This window comes from Bradyrhizobium daqingense (assembly GCF_021044685.1).
Taxonomy (GTDB): domain Bacteria; phylum Pseudomonadota; class Alphaproteobacteria; order Rhizobiales; family Xanthobacteraceae; genus Bradyrhizobium; species Bradyrhizobium daqingense.
On the sequence record NZ_CP088014.1, the window covers coordinates 7,090,230 to 7,114,361 of the forward strand.

The 24,132-nt window shown below is 63.6% G+C and carries 22 protein-coding genes; 9 read left to right on the top strand and 13 right to left on the bottom strand.

Annotated features, from left to right (window positions below; all coding sequences use genetic code 11):
• Window positions 1-38: 38 nt before the first annotated feature.
• Complete coding sequence (locus tag LPJ38_RS33910; RefSeq protein WP_167520632.1) at window positions 39-254, bottom strand: hypothetical protein; 216 nt, start codon at window positions 252-254, stop codon at window positions 39-41.
• Between the two features lie 106 nt (window positions 255-360).
• Between LPJ38_RS33910 and hemE the strand changes: the two genes are divergently transcribed.
• Entirely contained in the window at window positions 361-1,395 is a 1,035-nt protein-coding gene (gene hemE, locus LPJ38_RS33915) for a uroporphyrinogen decarboxylase (RefSeq protein WP_145638984.1), read from the top strand.
• A gap of 260 nt (window positions 1,396-1,655) precedes the next feature.
• On the opposite strand, the gene hemC is transcribed toward hemE, so the two are convergent.
• The 3 genes from hemC to LPJ38_RS33930 are packed head-to-tail and all read right to left on the bottom strand — an operon-like array spanning window position 1,656 to window position 4,926.
• Window positions 1,656-2,636 carry a hydroxymethylbilane synthase gene (gene hemC, locus LPJ38_RS33920; protein WP_145638986.1) on the bottom strand — a complete coding sequence of 327 codons (981 nt, stop codon included), beginning with the start codon at window positions 2,634-2,636 and terminating at the stop codon, window positions 1,656-1,658.
• 24 nt (window positions 2,637-2,660) lie between these two features.
• Window positions 2,661-4,286 carry a GMC family oxidoreductase gene (locus tag LPJ38_RS33925; RefSeq protein WP_145638988.1) on the bottom strand — a complete coding sequence of 542 codons (1,626 nt, stop codon included), beginning with the start codon at window positions 4,284-4,286 and terminating at the stop codon, window positions 2,661-2,663.
• 40 nt (window positions 4,287-4,326) lie between these two features.
• Window positions 4,327-4,926 carry a TetR/AcrR family transcriptional regulator gene (locus LPJ38_RS33930; RefSeq protein WP_145638990.1) on the bottom strand — a complete coding sequence of 200 codons (600 nt, stop codon included), beginning with the start codon at window positions 4,924-4,926 and terminating at the stop codon, window positions 4,327-4,329.
• Window positions 4,927-5,149: 223 nt separating this feature from the next.
• Between LPJ38_RS33930 and LPJ38_RS33935 the strand changes: the two genes are divergently transcribed.
• Together LPJ38_RS33935 and LPJ38_RS33940 are read left to right on the top strand one after the other, a co-directional pair.
• On the top strand, window positions 5,150-5,515 hold the full coding sequence (locus LPJ38_RS33935) for a nuclear transport factor 2 family protein (protein ID WP_145638991.1): 366 nt from the start codon (window positions 5,150-5,152) through the stop codon (window positions 5,513-5,515).
• A gap of 349 nt (window positions 5,516-5,864) precedes the next feature.
• Entirely contained in the window at window positions 5,865-7,826 is a 1,962-nt protein-coding gene (locus LPJ38_RS33940; RefSeq protein WP_145638993.1) for a putative bifunctional diguanylate cyclase/phosphodiesterase, read from the top strand.
• A 133-nt stretch (window positions 7,827-7,959) separates the two neighbouring features.
• On the opposite strand, the gene LPJ38_RS33945 is transcribed toward LPJ38_RS33940, so the two are convergent.
• The 4 genes from LPJ38_RS33945 to pgm all read right to left on the bottom strand — a co-directional run bounded on the left by LPJ38_RS33945 (window position 7,960) and on the right by pgm (window position 12,693).
• The gene (locus tag LPJ38_RS33945; protein ID WP_145638995.1) at window positions 7,960-8,940 is read right to left on the bottom strand and encodes a PDR/VanB family oxidoreductase; all 981 of its coding nucleotides are present in this window, start codon (window positions 8,938-8,940) and stop codon (window positions 7,960-7,962) included.
• A gap of 10 nt (window positions 8,941-8,950) precedes the next feature.
• Complete coding sequence (locus LPJ38_RS33950) at window positions 8,951-9,703, bottom strand: GntR family transcriptional regulator (RefSeq protein ID WP_145638998.1); 753 nt, start codon at window positions 9,701-9,703, stop codon at window positions 8,951-8,953.
• Between the two features lie 3 nt (window positions 9,704-9,706).
• Window positions 9,707-10,756, bottom strand: coding sequence for an aromatic ring-hydroxylating dioxygenase subunit alpha (locus LPJ38_RS33955; RefSeq protein ID WP_145638999.1), 1,050 nt, complete (start codon window positions 10,754-10,756; stop codon window positions 9,707-9,709).
• A 290-nt stretch (window positions 10,757-11,046) separates the two neighbouring features.
• Complete coding sequence (pgm, locus tag LPJ38_RS33960) at window positions 11,047-12,693, bottom strand: phosphoglucomutase (alpha-D-glucose-1,6-bisphosphate-dependent) (protein ID WP_145639001.1); 1,647 nt, start codon at window positions 12,691-12,693, stop codon at window positions 11,047-11,049.
• A 172-nt stretch (window positions 12,694-12,865) separates the two neighbouring features.
• On the opposite strand from pgm, the gene LPJ38_RS33965 reads away from it, so the two are divergent.
• Both LPJ38_RS33965 and LPJ38_RS33970 read left to right on the top strand, forming a co-directional pair.
• Entirely contained in the window at window positions 12,866-14,002 is a 1,137-nt protein-coding gene (locus LPJ38_RS33965; protein WP_145639002.1) for an alpha/beta hydrolase family protein, read from the top strand.
• A gap of 48 nt (window positions 14,003-14,050) precedes the next feature.
• Window positions 14,051-14,851, top strand: coding sequence for a transglycosylase SLT domain-containing protein (locus tag LPJ38_RS33970; RefSeq protein ID WP_145639004.1), 801 nt, complete (start codon window positions 14,051-14,053; stop codon window positions 14,849-14,851).
• 22 nt (window positions 14,852-14,873) lie between these two features.
• Here the strand turns inward: LPJ38_RS33970 and LPJ38_RS33975 are convergent, their stop codons facing one another.
• Complete coding sequence (locus LPJ38_RS33975) at window positions 14,874-15,689, bottom strand: response regulator transcription factor (protein WP_145639006.1); 816 nt, start codon at window positions 15,687-15,689, stop codon at window positions 14,874-14,876.
• A gap of 236 nt (window positions 15,690-15,925) precedes the next feature.
• Here LPJ38_RS33975 and LPJ38_RS33980 point away from each other — a divergent pair, with 236 nt between their 5' ends.
• The gene (locus LPJ38_RS33980; RefSeq protein ID WP_145639008.1) at window positions 15,926-16,774 is read left to right on the top strand and encodes an MBL fold metallo-hydrolase; all 849 of its coding nucleotides are present in this window, start codon (window positions 15,926-15,928) and stop codon (window positions 16,772-16,774) included.
• Between the two features lie 24 nt (window positions 16,775-16,798).
• Here LPJ38_RS33980 and LPJ38_RS33985 read toward each other — a convergent pair whose 3' ends face one another.
• The 3 genes from LPJ38_RS33985 to LPJ38_RS33995 all read right to left on the bottom strand — a co-directional run bounded on the left by LPJ38_RS33985 (window position 16,799) and on the right by LPJ38_RS33995 (window position 18,963).
• Entirely contained in the window at window positions 16,799-17,689 is an 891-nt protein-coding gene (locus tag LPJ38_RS33985) for an aldose 1-epimerase family protein (protein ID WP_145639011.1), read from the bottom strand.
• A gap of 111 nt (window positions 17,690-17,800) precedes the next feature.
• A complete protein-coding gene (locus tag LPJ38_RS33990; RefSeq protein WP_158644781.1) occupies window positions 17,801-18,229 on the bottom strand; it encodes a hypothetical protein in 429 nt (142 codons plus the stop codon).
• Window positions 18,230-18,369: 140 nt separating this feature from the next.
• Window positions 18,370-18,963, bottom strand: coding sequence for a hypothetical protein (locus tag LPJ38_RS33995; RefSeq protein WP_145639015.1), 594 nt, complete (start codon window positions 18,961-18,963; stop codon window positions 18,370-18,372).
• Between the two features lie 529 nt (window positions 18,964-19,492).
• Between LPJ38_RS33995 and LPJ38_RS34000 the strand changes: the two genes are divergently transcribed.
• The 3 genes from LPJ38_RS34000 to LPJ38_RS34015 all read left to right on the top strand — a co-directional run bounded on the left by LPJ38_RS34000 (window position 19,493) and on the right by LPJ38_RS34015 (window position 22,324).
• Window positions 19,493-19,804: a hypothetical protein gene (locus LPJ38_RS34000; protein WP_145639017.1), complete on the top strand. Its 312-nt coding sequence runs from the start codon at window positions 19,493-19,495 to the stop codon at window positions 19,802-19,804.
• Between the two features lie 566 nt (window positions 19,805-20,370).
• A complete protein-coding gene (locus LPJ38_RS34010) occupies window positions 20,371-21,189 on the top strand; it encodes a YqaJ viral recombinase family protein (RefSeq protein ID WP_231088486.1) in 819 nt (272 codons plus the stop codon).
• The gene (locus tag LPJ38_RS34015; protein WP_145639023.1) at window positions 21,173-22,324 is read left to right on the top strand and encodes an ERF family protein; all 1,152 of its coding nucleotides are present in this window, start codon (window positions 21,173-21,175) and stop codon (window positions 22,322-22,324) included. The genes LPJ38_RS34010 and LPJ38_RS34015 overlap by 17 nt, the downstream gene beginning before the upstream one ends.
• 363 nt (window positions 22,325-22,687) lie before the next feature.
• Here the strand turns inward: LPJ38_RS34015 and LPJ38_RS34020 are convergent, their stop codons facing one another.
• A complete protein-coding gene (locus tag LPJ38_RS34020; RefSeq protein WP_145639025.1) occupies window positions 22,688-23,905 on the bottom strand; it encodes an acyltransferase family protein in 1,218 nt (405 codons plus the stop codon).
• Between the last annotated feature and the right edge of the window lie 227 nt (window positions 23,906-24,132).

A 24,132-nucleotide genomic window follows, 5' to 3' on the forward strand; every position in this document is an offset into this window, starting at 1 on the left:
ACATTAGCGATCCTATCGGAATCCGGCGACCCGCCCCGCTAGCTGAAGATGGCCTTCACCTTCTCCCAGAGCGAGGGGCTGTCGGCCTCCGCATCCGCCTTCGAGGGCGTCGGCTGGGCGGCGCTGACGGGATCGGAGGCCGGGAACGTGTCTTGCAGCCCGGCATCGAGCTTGGATTGCCGATCGGCGGCGAGCGCCTCGCGCGGATCGTCGGCATGCTTGTCGTGCGGCGCAGGATTGAATGTCTCAGCCATGATCTCCTCCATTGGCTGGTCAACGCGGCCCGAATGGCCTGGTTCCCCTGTTCCGCTGGGGGCCGCGGCGGTGTATCAGGGGCCATAACCCGCTTCAGGACCATTCGTGCCCCAGTCTGCGACAAAGCCATTCATCGACGTGCTCTCCGGCCAGCGCCAGACCATCCCGCCCATGTGGATGATGCGGCAGGCCGGCCGCTATCTGCCGGAATATCGCGAAGTGCGCGCCAAGGCCGGCGGCTTCCTCGATCTCTGCTTCAACCCGGAGCTTGCCGCCGAGGTGACGCTGCAACCGATCCGCCGGTTCGGCTTCAATGCAGCGATCATCTTCTCGGACATCCTGGTGATCCCCTATGCGCTCGGCCGCTCCGTGCGCTTCGAGGTCGGCGAAGGACCGCGGCTGGAGCCCTTGGATGATCCGGCGAAGGTCGCCACGCTGGCAACGCGTGCCGATCTCGGCAAGCTCACGCCGGTGTTCGAGGCGCTCAAGATCGTGCGGGGTGGGCTCGCGCCGGAGGTCGCGCTGATCGGCTTCTGCGGCGCCCCGTGGACGGTCGCGACCTACATGGTCGCCGGCCAGGGCACGCCCGACCAGGCGCCGGCGCGCATGATGGCCTACCGGCATCCCGAGGCGTTTGCGAAGATCATCAACGTGCTGGTCGAGAGCTCGATCGAGTATCTCTTGGCGCAGCTCGCCGCCGGCGCCGACGCATTGCAGATCTTCGACACCTGGGCCGGCGTGCTGCCGCCGGCGGAATTCGCGCGCTGGTCGGTCGAGCCGACGCGGCGCATCGTCGAGGGCGTGCGCGCGAAGGTGCCGGATGCGAAGATCATCGGCTTTCCGCGCGGGGCCAGCGCGCAATTGCCTGCTTACGTCGAGGCCACCGGCGTCAACGCCGTCAGCATCGACTGGACCGCGGAGCCCGCCTTCGTCCGCGAGCGCGTGCAGAGCAAGGTCGCCGTGCAGGGCAATCTCGATCCGCTGGTGCTGATCACGGGCGGTGCCGCGCTCGACCGCGCGATCGACGACGTGCTGGCGAATTTTGCGCAGGGACGGTTCATCTTCAATCTCGGCCACGGTATCCAGCCGGAGACGCCGATCGCTCACGTCGAGCAGATGCTGAAGCGCGTGCGGGGATGAGGGATCGACGATCTCTCCCCGTCATGGCCGGGCTTGTCCCGGCCATCCACGCCTTGCCGCGTGACACGAAGAACGTGGATGCCCGGGACAAGCCCGGGCATGACGAGCAATTGTGATTGAGTCTCGCAAACCGCGAAAACAACCCCATGCACAGTAGACAAGTCGTTGAAATCGTTGAGCTGACATCACGCACCCCGCGCCTTTGACACGTCGGGCAAAACAGGCGCCGAATCCTGTCATCGCCGGTCGAGATCTCGCGTCTACCGCGGCCGGCTGCGCTCGATGATTTCGGCGGCTCCCTTTTGGAGGAGATCCAGACCCACCGCACGGCCGAGCTCGCGCGGACGATTGGCGAAACCTGTGCCCCCGGCTTCAATGATGGTGTTGCCCGAGAGGTCGAGCACGGACGCCGTCAGTGCCATCCGATCGACCGTGACGGTCGAAAATGCCGCCACAGGCGAATTGCAATGGCCGTTGAGCACCCACAGCACCTCGCGCTCGGCGTCGGCACAGGCACGCGCGGCCGGATCGTCGATCGATGACAGGATTTGTCGCGTCTGCCAGTCCTGCGCGGCGCATTCGACGGCGACGATGCCCTGCCCTGCCGCGGGCAGCATCTCCGCTGCCCTGAATTCATAGGCAATGCGGCCGGACAAGCCAACGCGATTGAGGCCCGAGCGCGCCATGATCAGTGCATCCGCCGGTCCGACCGTGCCGCCATCGGGCAGCCGTTGTTCCTCGCCGTTGTCGAGCTTTCGCACGCGCGTGTCGGCGGCGCCGCGGAAGTGGATCACCTCCACCTCCGGAAACAGGCGCCGCGCATAGGCCGCCCGACGCACGGCGTTGGTACCGATCTTGAACCCCTTGCCGCGTGACTGGCGCAACGCTTCCAGAGTCACGCCATTCCGCAGCACCAGCGCGTCGCCGGGCGGATCGCGCGACAGGGTGGCGCCGATGACGAGGCCCGGCGTGTCCTCGTTGCCCGGCATATCCTTGAGCGAATGCATGGCCGCATGAAGCTCGCCCGAAAGCACCGCGGCGCGGATCTGCGCCACGAAGGCGCCGCCCTTGCCGCCATGCGGCAGCAGCTTGCTGGTCTGGTCGAGATCGCCGGTGGTATCGAACTTGACGATCTCGACGTCGAGACCGGGCACCACGGCGGCCAGGCGGCGGGCGATCTCTTCCGTCTGTGCCAGCGCCATCGCGCTCTTGCGGGTGCCGATCCGAAATCGAGTAGCCAAGTCAAACGTCCTTTCAGGGCGAATTTATCGCGCATCCTCCAATATCATGTCGGAGGCCTTCTCGGCGATCATGATGATCGGCGCGTTGGTGTTCCCCGACACCAGGTCCGGCATGATCGAGCCGTCGACGACGCGAAGGCCGTCGAGCCCCCTCACCTTCAGCCGCTGATCGACCACCGCGAGCGCGTCGTTGCCCATACGACAGGTCGAGGTCGGATGGTAGATGGTGCTGCCGCGCTCGCGGCAATAATCGAGTATCTCGGCATCCGTGGATACCTTTGCCCCGGGATCGTATTCGCTGACCACAAACGGCTTCAGCGCCGGAGCGTTCAATATCTTGCGCAGAATCTTGATGCCTTCGACGTTCGTGGTGCGGTCGGTCTCGGTCGACATGTAGTTGATGCGGATCTCCGGCGGCACTGATGGGTCGGCGCTCTTGATGCGCAGGGTGCCGCGGCTCTCGGGCCGGAGCTGGCACACCGAGGCCGTAAATCCGGAGAAATCATGCAGCTTCTCGCCCATCTTGTCGGTCGAGAACGGCAGGAAGTGCACCTGGATGTCGGGCGACGCCAGCCGCGGGCTGGTCTTGAAGAACGCGCCCGCCGTGCCGGCCGCAATCGTCAGCCAGCCCTTTCGGAACAGGGCATAACGCGCGCCGGCCATGGTGCGGCGGAGCGGATGATTGACGGTGTCATTCAGCGTGATCTTCTGCGAGCAGCGCATCACGATGCGGACCTGCATGTGGTCCTGGAGGTCGTGGCCGACACCGGCAGCATCGAGCACCACCTCGATGCCATGCTTGCGCAGGAGATCGCCGGGGCCGACGCCTGAGAGCTGAAGCAGCTGCGGCGAGTTGTAGGCGCCGCTCGACAGCACGACCTCCTTCCGCGCACGCGCGCGGCGCAAGGCCGCGCCTTGCCGGTATTCCACGCCGACGGCGCGGCGGCCCTCGAACAGCACGCGCTGAGCGTGCGCGGAGGTCTCGATCTTGAGATTGCCGCGGGTCTTGGCAGGACCGAGATAAGCCACCGACGTCGAGGCGCGGCGGCCGTTGCGTGTCGTGGTCTGGAACAGGCCGACGCCTTCCTGCGTCGCGCCGTTAAAGTCGGGATTGTAGGGGAGTCCGGTCTCGACCGCGGCATCGATGAAGGCCTTCGACAGCGGATCGGTCACGATCATGTTGGACACCGGTAGCGGTCCGCCCGTGCCATGATATTGATCAGCGCCGCGCGACTGGTTCTCGGCCTTCTTGAAATAAGGCAGCACGTCGTCATAGCCCCAGCCGGTGTTGCCGAGCTGGCGCCAGCGGTCATAGTCCTCATGCTGGCCGCGGACATAAAGCAAGCCGTTGATCGAGCTCGACCCGCCCAGCGTTTTTCCACGCGGCTGGAACACCTGGCGGCCCTTCAGCTCGGGCTCCGGCTCGGTCTGGTACATCCAGTTGACGCTCTTCTCCTTGAACAGCTTCCCATAGCCAAGGGGAACGTGGATCCAGATGTTGGAATCCTTCGGGCCGGCCTCGAGCAGCAGCACGCTGTGCTTGCCGTTCGCCGAAAGCCTATTGGCAAGCACGCAGCCGGCGGAGCCGGCGCCGACAATGATGTAGTCGAATTCGGGATCGGTGGGTGCGAGGGAGGAAGTTGCGTTCATGCGCTACTGTTCTTTTTGTTGGCGTTTCCGTGGGCGTCACTTAGCACAATCGATCCCGCACGCGCAGCGCCTCGACCAGCGACTTGAACGCACGGGCATATTCCGCACCCGCCCTTGCGATATCGGCGCGTCCGGCGCAGGCGACCGCGGCTTCCGTCACCGCGCCGAGCAGCAGCCGCGCCAGCGGCTCGACCGGCTGCCGCGCGATCAGGCCGGCCTCCATCGCGGCCGAGAGCGCGCGAGGTAGCTTGCCGCCGAAGTGCTTGGCGTCGATCTCGCGCCAGCGCTCCCAGCCGAGCACGGCGGGACCGTCACGCAGGATGATCTGACCGGTCGGCCCCTTGGCTGTCGCGGCGAAGTAGTGCTGGGTGCCCGCGACCATCGCAGCGAGTACGTCCTTCTCGGCGCGCGCGGCGCCGTCGATCTCGACGACGAGGTCGCGCGAGACGAGATCGAACACGGCTTCGAACACGGCCTCCTTCGTCTTGAAGTGATGATAGACCGCGCCCTTCGCGATGCGGGCCCCTTCCGCGATCTCGTCCATGGTGGTGGCGGCGAAGCCGTGTGTGCCGAACAGGCGGCGCGCCACCGTCAGGATCGCTTCGGTCGTCGCTGCGCGCCGTTCCGCCTGTTTCGCCATGTGTCTCGTCTCGCGTCCACCTCTCCCCGACGGGGAGAGGTCGGATTGCGCAGCAATCCGGGTGAGGGGCTGCAGCGTCCAATGAGACCGAAAGCCCTCACCCGGACTCCACCTGTTCAAACTCGCTCCCGCTTTAATTCAGTTCGCACGATGCAGCCAGTTGACTTTTCGACCATCGGTCGGTATTTGCCGACTATCAGTCGGTTTTACTGTGAGGTGTGCCATGCCGAGCCGCGAGGTCGTCGAAGCTTTTGCCAAGCGCCTGGAGGACGGGGATTTCGTCGGCGCAATCGAGCAGTTTTGCACGCCGGATGCCGTGACCTACGAGAACAACGCTGCGCCGACGGTCGGCCGCGACAAGCTCGTCGCCAAGGAGCGCGGCGTGCTGGCGGCAACCAAGGAGGTCAAGGCGGAGCGGATCGGGCCGAGCCTGATCGAGGGCGACCACGTCACGACCCGCTGGATATTCAGTTTTACAAATGCCGAAGGGGTCACGCGGACACTCGACGAGATCGCGTGGCAGACCTGGCGGGGCGATCAGTTGATCGAGGAACGGTTCTATTACGATCCGAAGCAGCTGGGACGGTGAACCTCCGCGATCGTTCGGCGCAACCGATAGGCATCAAAGTTTGAGCCCTAAGGCCACCCCGGCGTCATGGCCAGGCTTGTCCCGGCCATCCACGTCTAGTCACGCGCGTCGCAGAACGTGGATGCCCGGGACAAGCCCGGGCATAACGACCTCGCGAATACTGAGATGTGAGAGCCCTGGTAACTCCGCGGACCGCATTTGTATCGATTTGTTATCGATACGCGGGCTTTGCCACCTAGAAGTGATCGCGGGGATCGCCAGCAGGGTGGATAATTCATAGTTCGTCAAAGGTTTGCAGCGAACTCTTCAATACGAGCCGGACAAACGGCCCAAGCTGCAAGGCTCTGGAATGCGGACTCAAACGACCAGCTATTTCGCGCGGCTGTTCGCCGGCGATCTGTCGGCCTTTGGCGGTCCTGCAACCGACGAAGCTGTGGCCGGCCATATCCGCGCCGAACAGATGTCGCTGGTGCTCGGCTATTCCGTCGGCATCATGCTCGCCAATGCCTGCAACGCCATCGTGCTAGCGATCGCGCTGTGGCAATCGCCGGACAGGATGCCCGCGCTGATCTGGGCGGCTGCCGTCACCAGTGGCGCGATCGTGTTCGGCCTGCAATCCCGCGCGGCCCGGCGCATCACCAAGCCGCAATTCGTCTCACGCCGCGCCATGCACCGCCTGGTGCGCAACGCCTTCGTCCTCGGCGCGGCCTGGGGCATCGTCCCGGTCGCCTTCTTCGCCGATGCCTCGACCGGCGGCCAGCTCGTCATTACTTGCCTCTGTTCGGGCATGCTGGCCGGCGGCGCGCTCGCGTTCGCCACGATCCCGATCGCGGCCATCGCCTTCACGGCGCCGATCTTCCTCGGCATCGCCATCTGCCTCGGCCAGAACGGCGATCTCGCTTTCCTGCTGATCGCCTTCCTCGTCGTGGTCTACGGCAGCGTGCTGCTGCGTGGCGTGTTCATCAACTCGTTCACGTTCGCGCGGCGTGTGATGCGCCAGATCGAGGCGGAACGCACGGTGCGACAGGATCCCCTCACCCAGCTACCCAACCGCGTCGCCTTCAACGAGACACTCGATGCCGCGCTCAAGCGGTTGACGTTGTCGGGCGAGGAATTCGCGGTGCTGCTGCTCGATCTCGACCGCTTCAAGGAGGTCAACGACCAGTTCGGCCATCCCGCCGGCGACGAATTCCTGATGCAGGTCGCAAGCCGCCTGCAACGCTGCACGCGCGCGGCCGAGCATGTCGCGCGCATCGGCGGCGACGAGTTCGCGCTGGTGATGAACAATCTGGCGCGGCCGGAAGATGCGCTCGAGATCGCCGAGCGCTTCGTCGCGGCCTTCGCCGAGCCGTTCCGGATCGAGGGCCGCCAGATCGTCGGCGCCACCAGCGTCGGCATCGTGCTGGCGCCCCGCGACGGCGCCACGCCGCCCGACATCATGAAGAATGCCGACGCCGCGCTCTATCGCGCCAAGAAGGCCGGAGCCGGCAGCGTCCGCTTCTTCGAGGAAGCCGACGACAGGATGTCGCGCGACCGCAAGGCGCTGCAAACGGACCTCGCAGGCGCGATCGCACGAGACGAGCTGTTTCTCGTGTTCCAGCCGTTCCTCGATCTCGACGACAACCGGATCACCGGATTCGAGGCGCTGCTGCGCTGGCGGCATCCCACGCGCGGGCTGGTGCCGCCGAGCGAATTCATCCCGATCGCCGAGGAGACCGGGCTGATCCACGAGATCGGCGAATGGGTCATCCGCCGCGCCTGCGCGACGGTGGCGCAATGGCCCGATGAGATCAGGGTCGCCGTGAACTTCTCCGCGGCGCAGTTTCACAATACGGCGATCCTCCAGACCATCGTGCAGGCGCTGGCCGATGCGAAGGTCTCGCCGAGCCGCCTCGAGATCGAGATCACGGAATCGATGCTGCTCTCGAAATACGGCTCGGCCGCATCGGTCCTGAACGCGCTTCTGCAACTCGGCGTCACCGTGGCGCTCGACGATTTCGGCACGGGCTTCTCCTCGCTCACCTATTTGCGCAAGCTGCCGTTCAGCCGCATCAAGATCGACCAGTCCTTCATCGGCGACATGCTGGTGCAGCCGGACTGCGCCGCCATCGTCAAGTCCGTGATCTCGCTCGCGCGCGACCTCGATATCGGCGTCGTCGCCGAGGGCGTCGAGACGGGCGACCAGCTCGAATATCTGCGCCAGATCGCTTGCGACGAGGTGCAGGGCTATCTGATCAGCCGGCCGGTGGCGGCGGATGGTGTGATGGCGCTGCTGGAGACGAAGACATATCGGGCGACCTACGCGGCGTAGGCTGCGCCAAAGCTTCCACGGCGTCATGGCCGGGCTTGTCCCGGCCATCCACGCTCTTCCTTAGCGACACCCAAGAACGTGGATGCCCGGGACAAGCCCGGGCATGACGACCGTGTTCAATAGGCTGTCCAACCTAAACCGCATCCGCGCGCAGCAGCGTATCCACCGTGATGGTGCCTCGCGCGCGGGAGACGCAGGCGCAGATCTTCTGGTTGCTTTGCTTCTGATGGTCGCTGAAGAAGACGTCGCGATGGTCGATCTCGCCGTCGACGGCAACGACGTCGATGGCGCAGAGGCCGCATTCGCCGCGCTTGCAATCATACATCACGTCGTGGCCGCTGGCGTTGAGCACGTCCAGCATCGAGCGCTCGCGCGGGATCTCGAGCTCGACATTCGAATCCTTCAGGCGCACCCGGAACGTCTCGGTCGGCAGCGTGCCGCTGGAGCCGAAGGTCTCGTAGCGGAGATCGGGCAGCGGATGGCCGGCGCCGATCCAGGCGTGGCGCGCGGCATCGAGCATGCGCATCGGCCCGCAGAACAGCGCGAGCGTGCCCGTAGGGATCGAGGCGAATAGCGCGTCGAGATCGAGCCGCCTGCCTTCGTCGCTCGCGTGGACGACGAGGCGATCCCCGAGCATCGTGGCGAGATCGTCGAGATAGGCGGCCTCGCCGCGCGAGCGCACGGCATAGTGCAGCGCGACCCTGGCGCCACGGCGGGCCAGCGCCTGCGCGGCGCCGAAGATTGGCGTGATGCCGATGCCGCCGGCGATCAGGCAATAATTGTCGCGGGCCCAGTCCACCGCGAGCAGCGAGGCCGGCTGGGTGATGTCGAGCCGCGCGCCCGGCTGCAATGACCACATGTAACGTGAGCCGCCGCGGGAATCATCAGTGCGGCGCACCGCGATCTTGAAGCCGGCCGGCGAGGCTTCGCCGACCAGCGAATAGGATCGCGTCTCCGGCAGGCCGTCGATGCTGACGCTGACATTGATGTGGCTACCGACCGGGTAGGCGGTGATGTCGAGCTGATCCGGCCTGATCAGGAATTCGCGGATGCCGGGGGCAATATCCCGCGTCGAGGCCAGCGTTGCCGGAATCCAGGTTTCGATGAAGCGCATGCGACTGCCCTCAATCGGTTGTGGTCTTGATCAGCGCGAGCGCCGGCAAGAGGTCGAGATGGGTCCGGTTGCGCAGCGCAAGGCGCAGGTTTCGCACGGCGAGCCGCGCATGCTCACGCATGATGGCTTCGGCGCGGGCGCCCTCGCGGTTCTCGATGGCGTCGATCACGACGCGATGGTGCTCCTGGCCGATGATCAGGATCTGCTGCGCCTCGGGCAACGCCGATTGCGCCATCACGAATCCGCTTGGCGATGCGAACGGCAGCGCCGAGGCGCGGTCGATCTGGCGGATCAAGGGCGGGCTGCGCGACAATTCCGTGAGCAGGGCGTGGAAGCGCGCATTCAGAGTGACATAGGACGAGAAGGCATCGACCGAGATCGGCACCTGGCGCAACAGCTCGTCGATCGCGGCCAAGCACTCCTTCAGCGGCTCGACTTCGCGCGCGGAGACGCCGCGCTCGGCGGCGAAGCGTGCTGCAAGACCTTCCAGCGTGCCCCGCAGCTCGATGGAATCAGAGATGTCGCGCTCCGAGAACGCCTTCACCATGAAGCCGCCGGAGGGGATCGCTTCCAGGAGGCCCTCTTCCTCCAGCCGCACCAGCGCCATGCGCACCGGGGTGCGCGAGGCGCCGGTGGTCTCCACCGCCTGCAGCTCGGAGATGCGCTCGCCCGGGCGCAGGGCGCCCGACAGGATCCGGTCGCGCAGCGCGAGCTGCGCCTTCACGGTCTGCGAGACGGAGCGGTCGACCTCACGTTCGGCCATGCTCTACTCCGCGGCCTGAAGGTGCGTCGGCGGATTTTCCTTCGCCACCATCTTGTCGATCAGCCTGCGCGTCCACATCGCGCCGGCGTCGATGTTGAGGTTGTAGAAGATGCGGTCGGGATTCTCGTCCATCGCGCGCTGCTGCGCTTCGAGGATCAGTTCGTCCTCGTGGAAGATGCCGGAGACGCCCTCGCGGATCTCGGTGGTGATGCGCTGCTCGCCGAGCTTATAGTTGCGCACGAAGGCCCAGAAATAGTGGCAGGTTTTCTCGGTCTCCGGCGTGATGGTGTTGAGCACGAAGCCGTTGACGCCTTGCGAGCGGTCGCCTTCCGGGGCGCCGGTGCCTGTCGGCGCCACGCCGACATCGATGGCGATGGTGCACGGGGCCTCGAAGCGGATGATCTGCCAGCGGTCGACGAGGCCGGGCTTGCCCAGCTGCTTGCCCCAGAACGGCGGCGGCTCGATGCCGCGCATCCAGCGCGTCACCGTCACCGTCTTCTCGCCATGGGTGACGTCGAACGGCGCTTCGGCGACCGCGTCATTGCCGATCGAGGAGCCGTGCACGAAGGTCTCGTGGGTGAGATCCATGAGATTGTCGAGCACGAGGCGATAGTCGCATTTGACGTGGATGGTCTTGCCGTCGCCGGCCCAGGCCGGATCGTGATTCCAGTGCATGTCGGGCACGAGCGCGGGATCGGCCAGCGCGGGATCGCCCATCCAGAGCCAGATATAGCGGTGACGCTCGACCACGGGATAGGCGCGCACGCAGGCGGACGGATTGATCGTCTCCTGCGAGGGCATGAAGGTGCAGCGGCCCTGCGCGTTGTATTTCAGGCCGTGATAACCGCAGACCACGGTGTCGCCTTCGAGCCGGCCCTTGGACAACGGCACCAGGCGATGCCAGCAAGCATCTTCCAGGGCGGCCACCGAGCCGTCCGCCTTGCGGTACATCACGATGTGCTTGCCACAGATCGTCCGCGGCAGCAGCGCCGGCTTCACCTCGGCGTCCCAGGCGGCGGCGTACCAGGCATTCATGGGGAAGGGTTTCGTCATCGGTCTTACTCCCACGGCTTATGGATACGTTATGTATACAATAGCTGACAAATATGATCGTTCAAGATCGAATTCGCCTTACTATAATACCATTACAGCCTACTGTGTATACATGGCTATCACGAGGAAATCCGGGAGCTTGGGCGTTGCCGTCTCGACAGCGTCATGGCCGAGCTTGTCCCGGCCATCCACGCCTTGCCTCGCAGCGCCAAGAACGTGGATGCCCGGGACAAGCCCGGGCATGACGTCGTGAATACTCGGACGCGAATGTTCTTCCCTTCAGGGAAGTCCTACGCCGCGAACACCTTGGCCAGCCCGGCCTGCGCCTCTTCCTGAATCCGCTTCAGGTGATCGGTGCTGCGGAAGCTTTCCGCGTAGATCTTGTAGACGTCCTCGGTGCCGGAGGGCCGGGCGGCGAACCAGCCGAAATCGGTCTCGACCTTGATGCCGCCGAAGGGCTGGCCGTTGCCGGGCGCCTTGCTCAGCGTCGCGCGGACGGGATCGCCGGCGAGGTCCTTCAGGCCGAGCTGCTCCGGCGTGACCGACTTCAGAATGTTCTTCTGCGGGCCGGTCGCGGCGACGTCGATGCGGGCGTAATGGGGAACGCCGAACTCGGCCGTGAGATCATTGAAGAGCTGGCTGGGATCGCGGCCGGTCTTCGCTGTGATCTCGGCGGCGAGCAGGCCGAGAATGAGGCCGTCCTTGTCGGTGGTCCACACCGTGCCGTCGCGGCGCAGGAACGACGCACCGGCGCTCTCCTCGCCGCCGAAACCGAAGGAGCCACTGAGGAGACCGTCGACGAACCATTTGAAGCCGACCGGCGTCTCGACCAGCTTGCGGCCGAGCTTCTTGGCGACACGGTCGATGATGGAGCTCGACACCACGGTCTTGCCGATCGCGGCGTCCCTGCCCCAGTTCGGGCGGTGCGCGAACAGATAGGAGATCGCCGTCGCCAGATAGTGGTTCGGATTCATCAGGCCGCCGGTGCGCGTCACGATGCCGTGGCGGTCGGCATCGGTGTCGTTGGCAAACGCAACGTCGAAGCGGTCGCGCATCGCGATCAGGCTCGCCATCGCGTATGGCGAAGAGCAGTCCATGCGGATCTTGCCGTCCCAGTCGACCGTCATGAAGCGGAAGGTCGGATCGATCGCCTCGTTCACCACAGTGGCCTTCAGGCGGTAACGCTCGATGATCGGATGCCAATAATGCACTGCGGCACCGCCGAGCGGATCGATGCCGATATTGACGCCGGCGGATTTGACGAGGTCGAGGTCGACGACATTGCCGAGATCGGCGACATAGGGCGTGATGAAGTCGTAGGCGTGGACGTTCGCGGATTTCTTCGCCCTGGCGTAGTCGATGCGCTTCACGCCCTTGAGCGCGTCGGCGAGATAGGCGTTGGCGCGCTTCTCGATCACGGACGTCGCGTCCGTGTCGGCCGGGCCGCCATGCGGCGGATTGTATTTGTAGCCGCCGTCCTCGGGCGGATTGTGCGACGGCGTGATCACGACGCCGTCGGCGAGGCCGCTGGTCCGTCCCTTGTTGTAGGTCAGGATCGCGTGCGAGATCACCGGCGTCGGCGTGTAGCCGCCGTCCTTGTCGATCATGACCTCGACGCCGTTGGCCGCGAACACTTCGACGGCGCTGACCAGCGCGGGCTCGGCCAGCGCATGGGTATCGATGCCGATATACAGCGGGCCGGTCAAACCCTTCTCTTGTCTGTAGTCACAGATGGCCTGCGTGGTCGCGAGAATGTGGCCCTCGTTGAAGGTGTTCTTGAACGAGGTGCCGCGATGGCCCGAGGTGCCGAACGCCACCCGCTGCCCGGGGTCGGCCACATCCGGCTTGCCGGCGAAATAGGCCGTCACCAGCCGCGGAATGTCGGTGAGCGCGTCCGGCGAGGCCTGCTTGCCCGCCGCGGGATGAACATCAGCCACTGGAAAATCCTCGTCATTGTCGCAAGAGATCGCGGGGACACCATAGCATCGGCCGGCACCCCGCCAAGGGCACAACACGCGCGAGGGAGCACGCGTTCCTTGGGCCAGCTGTGCTTCCTGCCCATTAACGGGATCATGCTATGGTTCGCCATCGAGGCCTTCGAATGGTGCCATGGCTCTTTCGGGCAAGCTGCTTCTGCTGATCGCAAGCCTCCTCATGGCCGGCGCACCCGCACGTGCCGCTGAGTTCTACACCGAGGATTTGCGCATCCCCATGGCTGAGGCGGGGCCACAGGGGCTGGAGGCATTCCTGGTGCGGCCGGCGGGGACGAAGCGCTATCCGCTCGCGCTGCTCAGCCACGGCTCGCCGCGCAAATTCGACGACCGCGCGGCCATGTCGGCGCGCAAATATTACGGCATCGCGCTCGAATATGCCCGTCGTGGCTTCGCCGCGCTGGTGGTGATGCGGCGCGGCTACGGCACCTCGCCCGGCGGGCGCGTCGATAGTCTGGGCGGATGCACGAAGGCTGCCTATTTGCCGACGAGCGCGGTCGCGGTCGCTGATCTTCGTGCGGCGATCGATGCGATGGCGCGCCGTGCCGACGTCACGACCACGGGCATGATCGCGGCCGGCCATTCCGCCGGCGGGCTCGCCACGGTCGCGCTCACCGCAGAGGCGCCGCCCGGCCTCGTCGCCGCGATCAACTTTGCCGGCGGCCGCGGCTCGCGCGACGATGACGACGTGTGCAATCCGGAGGGGCTGGTGCAGGCCTTCGCCAGCTTCGGCAGGACCTCGCGCGTGCCGATGCTGTGGGTCTATGCGAGCAACGATTCCTTTTTCGGCCCCGATCTCGCGCGTCGCCTCTATGACGGGTTTCGCGCCAGTGGCGGCAACGTGACATTCGTCGCGGCGCCGCCTTACGGCGACGACGGCCATCATCTCTATTCCCTCGCCGGCCGTCCGCAATGGACGCCTTATGTCGACGCTTTCCTGCGCGAGCGCGGGCTCATGGGCCGCGACATCCTTGGACCACCCGATCCCCTGCCGCCGCCGCGCCAACTCAGCGAGGCCGCGCGCGCCGAGTTCGCGCGCTATCTCGCCAGCATGCTGCCGCACAAGGCTTTTGCGGTGTCGCCGAGCGGCGGTTATGGCTGGCGTGCGGGGCGCGCCACGGCCGAGGAGGCCAGGCGCGATTCGCTTGCGGCCTGCATGAAATGGTCGCCCACCTGCACGCTCTATGCGGCCGGCGACCGCCTGGCTGAGCCCGCACCGGGACCGGCGACGGACCGGAGCGCCCGTGCGCGATAGCGCTGCCGCAAGGCCGGTTTGTTAACTCCAAAGCCCTATCAGGGACCGATGGCGAGGGACCGGACAGTCTTCAATCTGAACGCGACGTGGAGACGATTGGCGCTCGTCGTGCTCCTGTCGGCCCCGACCTGTGCGCATGCCAAGGACGGCGGCCCGGACGAGCCGCGCACGACGGCGGCGCTCCCCGACGGCGGGACCGAGCTCGGCGCCGGCGAAACGCCGGCCTCCCGCGCCGCGATCCGAAAGATCATCGAGCGGGAGACCGCGAAGACAAACTTGCCTGCCGATATCGCCGAAGCGGTCGTCTTCGTCGAAAGCGGCTACAACCCCGCCGTGATCGGCAGCGTCGGCGAGATCGGATTGATGCAGGTGCGGCCAGAGACCGCGGCGATGCTGGGATTCCGCGGAAGCCATGCGGAGCTGGCGGAGCCAGACATCAACATCCATTACGGCGTTCTTTATCTCAGCCGCGCCTGGCGTCTTGCCGGCAGGGACCTCTGCCGCGCGCTCATGAAATATCGGGCCGGTCACGGCGAGGAAGCGATGACGCCGCGGTCGCAACTCTATTGCAACCGAGCCCGCAACCGTCTTGCGGCCATGAATTCGAAGGCACTTGATGCCGAAGCCGCGGCCGTTCCGGATCTGGCGTCGCGGCCAGCTCCCGCAGCGCTTGCGCCGGCGCAACAGGCGAACTCCTCGAAGGTGTCGGCGCCGCCCAAGGCCGTCTATGCCCGCTATCGTCAGGGCACGGCCGCCGCCAGCCGCGCCTATTGGGCCGCCCACGAGGCCCGCGTCAGCCAGATCAAGGCCCGCGTCGAAGCGAAGTGGAAGCGCGTCGCATCGCGCTGAGCGATGTTGCGAGGATGTGCTTTTAGAGCCGCTCACTCAATGCGAGCTTGTAGCCGACGCCGGTGACGGTCGCGATCACGGGCGTGCCGCTGCCGACGAGCTTGCGGCGCAGCCGCGCCACCAGCGCATCGACCGTGCGGATGTCGACCTCGGCCTGGCGGTTGCTGACCACCTCGATCAGATAATCGCGGCTGAGCGGCCGGCCGTCGGCGCCGACCAGCGCGGCGAGCAGATCGAACTCGGCGCGGGTCAACGCCACCGGCTTGCCATCGCCGCCGAGCAGCTCGCGCCGGGTGAGGTCGATGATCCAGTCGCCGAAGGCGATCGAATTGTGGTTGCGTGCCGCCTTGCGGTCGATCGAGCGCCGCCGCAATACGCTGCGGGCGCGGGCGAGCAGATCGCGCAGATTGATCGGCTTGGTGACGTAGTGGTCGCCGGCGATCTCGAGGCCAAGGATGCGATCGACATCGGCGTCGCGGCGCGTCACGAAGATGATGCCGGTGTTGCTGGTCGCCTGGATCTCCTTGGCGAGCTCGAAGCCGTCACCGTCGGGCAGCTGCACGTCGAGGAAGACGAGATCGGTGCGCGCCCGCAGGGCCTGGCGGCATTCCGCGCAGGAGCCGGCGCCGACCACGTCGAAATTGTTGTCGTTGAAATAGCCGACCAGCATCGTCCGCGTCACCGGATCGTCTTCGACAACGATCAGCCGCTCGCGGCCGCTAGGACGCAATTCCTGACGTGCGGAATCAGCCACGATGTTGGATGCCCTGTGTGCTCGCGGCCCCGCCTGAAGATTCAGGTCGTCGCGCAATGCGCCGCCATGTGAACGACCATTCACGACCTGTTCGAGCCCCCGAAATTGCCTGCCGCGATACTAGGCGTGTTGTGATGCCCAAACAATATTGCTCATGGACTTGTCAGATTAAGTATGAATTGCCCCACAATTCTCATCCCGCGCATCATCGCGCCGGCAGGACAACCGCCTTCGGAAATGCCGATCCCGGCTCCCGCGGTTGCTCCGTAGCGCGCTTCGCATCTACTGTGGACCACAACTCTGCACCTGGAGGCCGCGTCATGGAGGTCATACTGCTCGGCACCGGCGGCCCGCGACCGGACCCGCGCCGGATGGCGACGACCACGCTGATCAGGCTCGGCGATGAGAACATCCTGTTCGATGCCGGCCGCGGCGTCATGGTGCAGCTCAGCAAGGCCGGCGTGCCCCTCGGCGCCATCAACACGGTCTTCCTCACCCATCACCATTTCGACCACATCGGCGACCTCTACGACGTCATGCTGAATTCATGGATGTCCGGGCGCAAGGACGCGCTGCGCATCTATGGCCCTCCGGATACCCAAAGGCTGGTCAATACGCTGGTCACGCAGGTCTACGACAAGGACATCACCTGGCGCGATCAGGGCGAACCAAGCTTCGGCGGCTGGAAACCGGTGATCGCAACGGACATCGTGCCGGGTCCCGTTCTCGACACCGGCCGCTGGAAGATCAGCGCGGAACTGGTCTCGCATGGCGAAGGCCTCGACATGACGCCGGCCTTCCTCCAGCGCTGGATGTGCCTCGGCTACCGCTTAGAGGCGGACGGCAAGGTCATTGCGATTTCCGGCGACACGGTCCCCTGTCCCGGCCTCGAGCGATTGGCCGAGGGCGCCGACCTGCTGGTTCAGTGCTGCTTCCTCGCGACGCCCGAGATCACCAGCGAGCAGCTCCGCCGCCTTGCGAAACACACGATCGCCTGCGGCGATACGGTCGGCAAGGTGGCGGCCAACGCTGGCGTCAAGAAGCTCGCACTAACCCATCACCGTCCGCGCAGCGACGATTCCATGTTGAACGCGCTGCTTGAGGATGTTCGACGCGACTATTCAGGTCCTGTTGTGCTCGGCGAGGACCTCACGCGCATCGAGCTCTGACGACCATCGACTCGCGCTCCAGCCTCACGACGATCCGACCTCGATCCGGAACGACAAGGACTCTTCCGCACCCGGCGCGATGTGCATCAGACCGGGCTTGTCGGTGAACTCGCCGGCAAAGTCGGCGGGACTCGCATAGCCGCGCCAGGGCTCGATGCAGAGGAACGGCGCGCCCGCCGGCTTCGACCAGACGCCGAGTTCGCGAAAGCCGCGCCAGGACATTGTCAGCCAGGGCCCAGCCGATGCGCCCTGCCCCGCAGCGTAGCGCGCCGAATTGCTGTCGATGCGGTCGAAGATGATGGCATCATCGACGAACAGGGATTCGGACAAGGGAAGCACCGTGCCCTTGACGGGACCAGGCTCTGCCGCAGCGCGCAGCAATCCGCCATCGAGACGGCGGACCGGAGACAATTCCGCATGCGCAAAAGACAGGGCGTAGCTCTCTTTCGCCAGCCCGGATCGGAGCGGCCAGTTGAAGGCGGGATGGCCACCGATCGAAGCCGGCAAGGTCTCCTTGCCGGTGTTGGCGATGGTGAGCGTGAGGTCGAGGCCGGACTCGTCGATGGCATAGGCGGCCGACAGGCGGAACGCGAACGGATAGAGCGTGCGCGTCGCCTCGCTGTCCTCGAGCACCAGCGTGCAGCGGCTCTCGGCCCGCTCCCCCCACGCAAAGCGGCTGTCGCGCGCAAAGCCGTGCTGGGTCATCCGATACGTCTTGCCCCGGTGCCGCAATTCGTCATTGGCGAGGCGCCCGACGATCGGAAACAGCAGCGGCGCATGGCGCGGCCATTCCGGCCCGGCCTGCCAGAGGTATTCGATGCCGTCCCCGTCCTTCAGCGAGCACAGCTCGGCGCCGTGCGCCTTGACGGCCGCGGTGAGAGCGCCGCTGCGAAGGGTATGGGTGTCATCGCTCATGCGCGACATCCCTCGTTTGTGCAGGGCGCTGAAACCAAACGAAGAATTTGGCTTCGTTCTGCAGATCGATTTGACGCTCTACTTGAAAATGTATTAATAATAATAACATTTTTAGATAGCATTTCGCCACGCCCATGAACTGATCATCGCCCGAATTGCGCGATCGCGCCGGTTGATGGCACGAGTCTCATAACGGTCCAACTTAGCGAGTTCAGGCAGCGCCCGGCGTACAGCTTCGGCATCGCGGGCGACCTCTTCAGAGGGCATCGCCGCCCACGGGTCGGATCGTGCCGGAGGCGAAACGCTACTTCGCAGCGCGAGCTTGAGGTAGTCCAAGCCGCCTCTTCGTGAGGTGAAGTTTGGCGGCGGATCGACAGATCCCAGCGCCGATACGCCCTTTATCAGCTGTGTTCTGACTTGACGGACGCGGGCGAGGTCGAAGGCGGCGCTCGCCGCGGCCCGGGCCAACCCAAGGGCAATGCGGTCAGGCCTTGGGCCAGCCATCTGCTGGGCGAGCTTCTCAATCGCTTTGGCCTGCACTGCGGTGGCCCGGAACGAAATGGATAGCCCGTGCCTGAGCGCGTTTCCGCTGGAGCGTTTCTTCCCCCCGCGAGAGCGCGGCCCGGTGCTCTTTCTAGCATTTTGCCGATTGGCTGCGATCTGACTTTGGCTCGCCATGATCACCCCGCTTTCTGGCGAGCAGGAAGCTGCGCGAGCCCAGATTGGTCCGTCGCTCGCTCCACCGCCGTCCGGACCCGAACAGCGAAAGCCTCTCGATAGTCCGCTAGCGCGTCAAAAGCGCGATGCAGGCGTGCCTGTTGCGCTGAAATCATCCGATCTAGCCTTTCGAGCTGATCGGCTTGGCTGCTAATCGCGGCAGCTTCAATAGCCCCTTCGTCGAGCTGAAACGCGGCGAGCCGCTTTGCAACCTCGCGCCGCGCCTCCCGCTTGGTGAACCACTCGCGTTCGAGTGCGGCACGCGCTTCGCACTCGACAGCAGTCTCGGGTAGGCCCAGAACACGATCCAAGACCTCGGAAATTGCCGGCCCAAAAGCAAAGTTGATGACGTGGTCCCTGCATCGTCGCAGCCGCATCATCTCCCAAAAGCACGCCGCAACATCGGCAAGGAAGATTTTCTCGACGATGTTCTTGGGTTGTATCTCGCGTGCCAATTCCTGTTCCAGGCAGGCGTACGCTTCCGTTGACTCTGTGATGAGCAGCGAACCCTGCAAGATCGAAAGGTTGAATTGCTTGCTGGGATACCGCGGGACCATGGGATGCTCCGATCTTATCGGCCAAGATGGCAATAACTTGCCCTCACCTCCGCTCGGCCGTGGAGCTGGAGGCGCACGCGGTTGGCGGCCGGCGATTCTGCACCGGCCAAATAAAGATGAGCTATTTAGAGAGTCGAAGTCCTGCGGTCCGCCCGAACTTCGTTGCCTCGGATCCCGAGACACTGCGCGCGACGTCGTCGCCGCACTTTAATTATGGCTCAACTACCAACTCTTTTCAACAAGCTTCGAACAGCGGCTCGTCTGAGAATCCCTGTCGGCGCCGCAAACTATATGTTTGAAAAAAGCTCGCGTTTCAATATTGTGCGTCGTGCTCTTGAGGAGCGGGCCGCGGGCGATGTCCGTGAGGCGGTGGTCCGGCGACGCCGACCAACCTTAAAGCCGCTCGATGCATTAATTCGTAACGACAGCGAGTCCTTCTCACCATCGCGATGCGGTATGCGGGAAGACTCCATTTGCAGGCTTCACCCCATCGCCGCGCGCCTGTGTAGGCGCGCATTGGAGACCGAGCATGACCGAAAAAGACATTCGAACTGAGGCTCGAGTAATCTTGAGCGCAACCCGGGTACTTCGCAAGGGGCCGAAGAGCGAACGGATCTCGCTGTTTGGCGCCATTCTTCTGACGCAAGCCGAAAAGGCGTTGCAGGGCAACGATCGCGCCGCCAAGGTGGTGCTCGAGGTGGGGTTACATTGCGGCATGTTCGATCGTCGCCAGAAAGATCCCTCGGTCGATCTGACAAAACTCGAGGACGACGAGGTTCCGATTCTGGAGCGGATGCTCGCAAAAATGCACGCTGGCATTCCGGAGCAAGAAGAAGTCTAAAGGTTTCGTCGCTTTTGGCGACCACACAACTCCTCGTCTTCGTTTAGAGGCGAGGCGGCCTGCTGCGGCGCCTGTTCGACCCCGATCTGCCGCTATCAAGACGTCACCGCTCGTTGCTACTCGAATAGACCTTTACTTCACCGATAAATGTTCAGAACCAGACCGGCTTCAGCATAGCCTTAAGCGCGCGAGGGCTGGTGGTCGTTTGGATCTTCGCTCGCTCCGGCTTCGGGTTTAGACTTGCGCAGACGAACACCGGGTCCGCCGCCGTTTGCGTCAATGAATTCGACGCCTGCCGCCTCCAAAGCTCCGCGGACTGCAAGGTTATTCGCCGCAGTCATCGAAGTCTCATTATCCGTCAATTCGGCACGGCGTATTGTGGTCAAGCCCACCGAGGAGGCACGAGCCAAGTCCTCCGCACTCCAGCGGATTAACGCGCGTCCTGCGCGCAGCTGCGCACTCGTTAGAGGATCGGCGATTGACTTTTTCATTCCAAATGATATTTTTCATTCCACATAGCGTTAAAAACGCCTTTTTGGTGTGGTCTAGTAAGCATGGATTCGCGAATGTTTGCAAAAACTGATCCCGATCGTCGAACCTTTCTCGGCGGCTCTGACGCACGAATTATCATGGGCAACGACGATCTCGCCTTGTTGCGGCTCTGGAAAGAAAAGCGGGGGGAGGTCGAGCCCGATGATCTTTCAAAAAATCTCTTAGTCCAGCTGGGCACAGCAACAGAACAACTGAATCTGTATTGGTACGAGATCAACACCGGCCAAGGGGTCATAGACCTGCAGCGTCGGATATTTCATCCAGTGCATCGATGGATGGCCGCCACTTTGGACGGCCGCGTTCAGCAGACGGGAGCTGTGTTCGAAGCCAAATTCATGCTGCCTTGGAATTTCAGCGAGGAAGAGGCAGCCGAGAAACACATGGCTCAGCTGCAGCACAACATGTGGGTTGTCGCAGCCCGCACCGCTGTACTCTCAATCATCACCGGCGGCGGCAAATGGGTGGAGATCAAGATCGACGCCGATCCACTCTATCAGCACCTTTTGCTGACGGCCGAGAAAAAATTCTGGCGTTGCGTTCAGAGCGGAGAGCCGCCGGCTCTGTTCAACATTGAGGCCCCACGGCCTCGGCTTGAGGCTGTTAAAGTCGTGGACATGTCCTCCTCCAACCATTGGGCCCAGCTAGCTGCGACCTATCTTCAAACCAGAGAGGCGCACGGAGAGCATGAACTCGCCAAGTCAGAACTAAAGAAGCTCATGCCGGAGGATGCCAAGGAAGCCGTAGGCCACGGGATCAGGGCCAAGCGATCCAAGTCGGGCGCGATCAGCTTCGAGACGCAACCTATGGAGAGCGGCCATGCACCAATCCAGTGAGCGGATTGGGGTCATTGCTGCTGCGCTTGCGCGCGCACAAGCCGAGCTGACCAATCCGGAGAAGACCATGACGGCGATCATGCGCTCGCCGTTTCCGCGCGAGGACGATCGCACTTTCCGTTACGCCTCCCTTGCCTCCGGTCTAGAGATCGTTCGCAAGACCCTGAGCCAGCAGGAGATCGCCACCATCCAGACGACTCGGATCGAGGCGGCCACGGCGCAGATCCACCTCACCACCTTGCTGGCCCATTCCTCCGGCGAGTGGATCGCGTCGGAGTGGCCGGTCTGCGCCGCCAAGGATGTCGAGGCACCACACCGGATGGGCGCAGCCCTCACTTATGCAAGACGCTATGCGTTGTTCGCGCTGGTCGGGATCGCGGGAGAGGATGATCTGGATGCCCCTGACGCGCCGGCCGGAGCAGGGGCGGAGCCGCAGGCACCTGTTGGCGCAGCCACCAAGCCCGCAAAGGGCGTTCTCAACCGTGCCCCGATCCTACAGCCGAAGCGATCCGCTGAGCTCCGAGAGTATCTGTTGAACCAACTCGAAGCTCTGCGGGCAAGCGAGGAGCTCCTCGCTTGGGCAAAGGTCAGCCTTCCGCTCAAGAACACTCTCCTGGAGATGGATGCTCGGGCAGTTGAGGCCGCCTATCAAACCAAGCTCGAGCGCGTTTTCAGCTCCGCACCCGGCGTCCTCGAGCCAGATCCCGGAATGTCTGGGAAGCTGCTTCTGGATGCGGCTGCCAGCCCGACCCCGTCGCTGCCGCCGCAGGAGGCCGGGCTTGCCTATCCCAGAGAGCTGCTCCGTAAGCGCAGCAAGGCCCACCTGATGTTTGTCCGAGAGCAGCCCTGCCTCGTTTGCCAACAAACCCCTTGCGATGCTCATCATCTGAAATTCGCTCAGCCAAGCACTCTTGGGCGCAAGGTCAGCGACGAGTTTACGGTGCCGCTATGTCGCCTCCATCACCAAGAATTGCATCGATACGGCAATGAACGCGCCTGGTGGGCAAACCTCCAGATCACACCATTACAGGCAGCACTGGACTTGTGGGAGGCTAGTTCCGGCCGTGGCTCGCGCCACGCCATCCTAAGCGAACCCATTCCTTCACGCCCGAAGCCTGAGCGCTTCCCTCCGTGACCGACCATTACGCGGCGCAGCAGTTCCCCCGATTGCTTCGATTCGATGATCACGGGTTGGTACCGCTCCCGCTGCTGCTGGCCCCGGCTGCAAGGTTCGGAGAAGGCATGATAGGCGTGGCCACAGCAACAGAAGACAATCTCGGCGGGCGCGAGCCAGCTCTCGTCAACTCGACGCCGGGGCTTCCCGATCGTCGCCTAGGTGAGGACGCCCTGCCTTTAGAGCAATCGCGCCAGGCCGAATACAAAAAAAGCCGCCGAGGTCCGCAACGCTCTGGACTCGCCATAAGACCGAAGCGCAGGCGCGCGCTCGGGCACCGAACATACCTTCGATCCGCACCAAATGTCGCAGCAGAGTGTCCACTCAGGACGATGCAACCGGCTTCGACTCAGCATGACGCGATACCTCCTTGTCGGAGAGCTCGTCGAGATTGGGGGTGCGCAACAGGAACAACGACCGCCAATCGCCCCGATGGCCAAATTCGATATATCGATAGCTCAGGACGCTTAGCAGGATCGTTATTGCAAGATACGGAAATGAAAGTCGAAGCGTGTCTTGCAACGGAGATGTATCGGGTGGAATCATTTCAACCATAATGATCGAATGCCACGCATAAATACTGTAGCACATGCATCCGACGACTTGAAGTGCCCACGCCTCGAACAAGCGATTTGCGGACCATGCCCCGCATAAGACCGCCAGCAACACCATCGAAAACCCAGCGCAAAAGACCGTGGCGTAGTGAATGCTGACGGGCCAGGGGCCGTTATCCTTGAGATATATAGCGGCAATCATCAGCAGCAGTCCGGGCAGCAGCCCGCGCGACTGAAATCTCTTGAGTGAAACGCTGTCCCTGGACTTAGCGTAGAGATCGCAAACCAACATTCCGAATATGAACTGGTAACACGATCCAAATATCCCGCCCACAAACGGGCGAAACATTCCAATCCGATCCACCGCGATAAGGTGCCCGACCGTCACGAAAGTTGAGCAGATGACGACGCTCAACAGCAACAACCTTCGAAGGCCTAAGCGCGCGATCAGAAGAATCAGCAGCGGAAACAAGAGGCTGAACCAGATTTCAACGCCTACGGACCACAATACAGGATTGGAGGGGGGCATAAACCCGTGCGGCACAAAAATGAAAAGCGTAGATAGCAGTCCGCCGAGCTCCAGATACCACGCATGCGATCCAGCGGGCGATTTGGCATGGAGGGCAACCGTCACGAGGACAACCGTATAGTAAAGTGGAAGCAACCGGGCTGCGCGATGCCAATAGAAATGCGTGAAGTCGGCGAGCCGATTGATGGCTCGCTTCTTTGTGCGATAGGGCAGATACAGAACAAATCCGGAGAGCACAAAAAAGATATTTACACCCAAGAAGCCGTGCTTCGCGACAATGGCTAGGAAACCATTCGGATCAAGTTCGCCAGGAAACGCCGGCGCGGTGGATGTGAACGGAACAAGCAAGTGAAAGAGAATCACCATCATGATGGCGAGTCCGCGCAAACCGTTGACGGCCCCGATCTTATGCGCGCGGTTATCGGCTGTGGTGATGGAATCTGCAGATTGTAACGACAAGACGGGATCTCGGTATTCGTGGTTGCCTATTGCGATGCTTCACGTTGAGCGATCTGTGGCTGTCGCATCACTCTCGACACGCGCGATGCCAAACTGGCGGCGCGTTCACAGCAACTAGGAGCCTCACCGGATCAAAAGAGTACAGCTAACAGCTTGTATCGCAAACACCTCACGACTCGTTGGGAGGGATTCAGGCAAGCGCAGACCCAACACGAATGCGGCGACAG

Bases quoted from the DNA above. Each gene is read 5' to 3' on its own strand.
- LPJ38_RS33910 (WP_167520632.1), bottom strand. From the start codon at position 254: ATGGCTGAGACATTCAATCCTGCGCCGCACGACAAGCATGCCGACGAT.
- LPJ38_RS33925 (WP_145638988.1), bottom strand. From the start codon at position 4,286: ATGAACGCAACTTCCTCCCTCGCACCCACCGATCCCGAATTCGACTAC.
- LPJ38_RS33930 (WP_145638990.1), bottom strand. From the start codon at position 4,926: ATGGCGAAACAGGCGGAACGGCGCGCAGCGACGACCGAAGCGATCCTG.
- LPJ38_RS33935 (WP_145638991.1), top strand. From the start codon at position 5,150: ATGCCGAGCCGCGAGGTCGTCGAAGCTTTTGCCAAGCGCCTGGAGGAC.
- LPJ38_RS33940 (WP_145638993.1), top strand. From the start codon at position 5,865: ATGCGGACTCAAACGACCAGCTATTTCGCGCGGCTGTTCGCCGGCGAT.
- LPJ38_RS33945 (WP_145638995.1), bottom strand. From the start codon at position 8,940: ATGCGCTTCATCGAAACCTGGATTCCGGCAACGCTGGCCTCGACGCGG.
- LPJ38_RS33950 (WP_145638998.1), bottom strand. From the start codon at position 9,703: ATGGCCGAACGTGAGGTCGACCGCTCCGTCTCGCAGACCGTGAAGGCG.
- LPJ38_RS33955 (WP_145638999.1), bottom strand. From the start codon at position 10,756: ATGACGAAACCCTTCCCCATGAATGCCTGGTACGCCGCCGCCTGGGAC.
- LPJ38_RS33965 (WP_145639002.1), top strand. From the start codon at position 12,866: ATGGCTCTTTCGGGCAAGCTGCTTCTGCTGATCGCAAGCCTCCTCATG.
- LPJ38_RS33970 (WP_145639004.1), top strand. From the start codon at position 14,051: ATGGCGAGGGACCGGACAGTCTTCAATCTGAACGCGACGTGGAGACGA.
- LPJ38_RS33980 (WP_145639008.1), top strand. From the start codon at position 15,926: ATGGAGGTCATACTGCTCGGCACCGGCGGCCCGCGACCGGACCCGCGC.
- LPJ38_RS33985 (WP_145639011.1), bottom strand. From the start codon at position 17,689: ATGAGCGATGACACCCATACCCTTCGCAGCGGCGCTCTCACCGCGGCC.
- LPJ38_RS33995 (WP_145639015.1), bottom strand. From the start codon at position 18,963: ATGGTCCCGCGGTATCCCAGCAAGCAATTCAACCTTTCGATCTTGCAG.
- LPJ38_RS34000 (WP_145639017.1), top strand. From the start codon at position 19,493: ATGACCGAAAAAGACATTCGAACTGAGGCTCGAGTAATCTTGAGCGCA.
- LPJ38_RS34010 (WP_231088486.1), top strand. From the start codon at position 20,371: ATGTTTGCAAAAACTGATCCCGATCGTCGAACCTTTCTCGGCGGCTCT.
- LPJ38_RS34015 (WP_145639023.1), top strand. From the start codon at position 21,173: ATGCACCAATCCAGTGAGCGGATTGGGGTCATTGCTGCTGCGCTTGCG.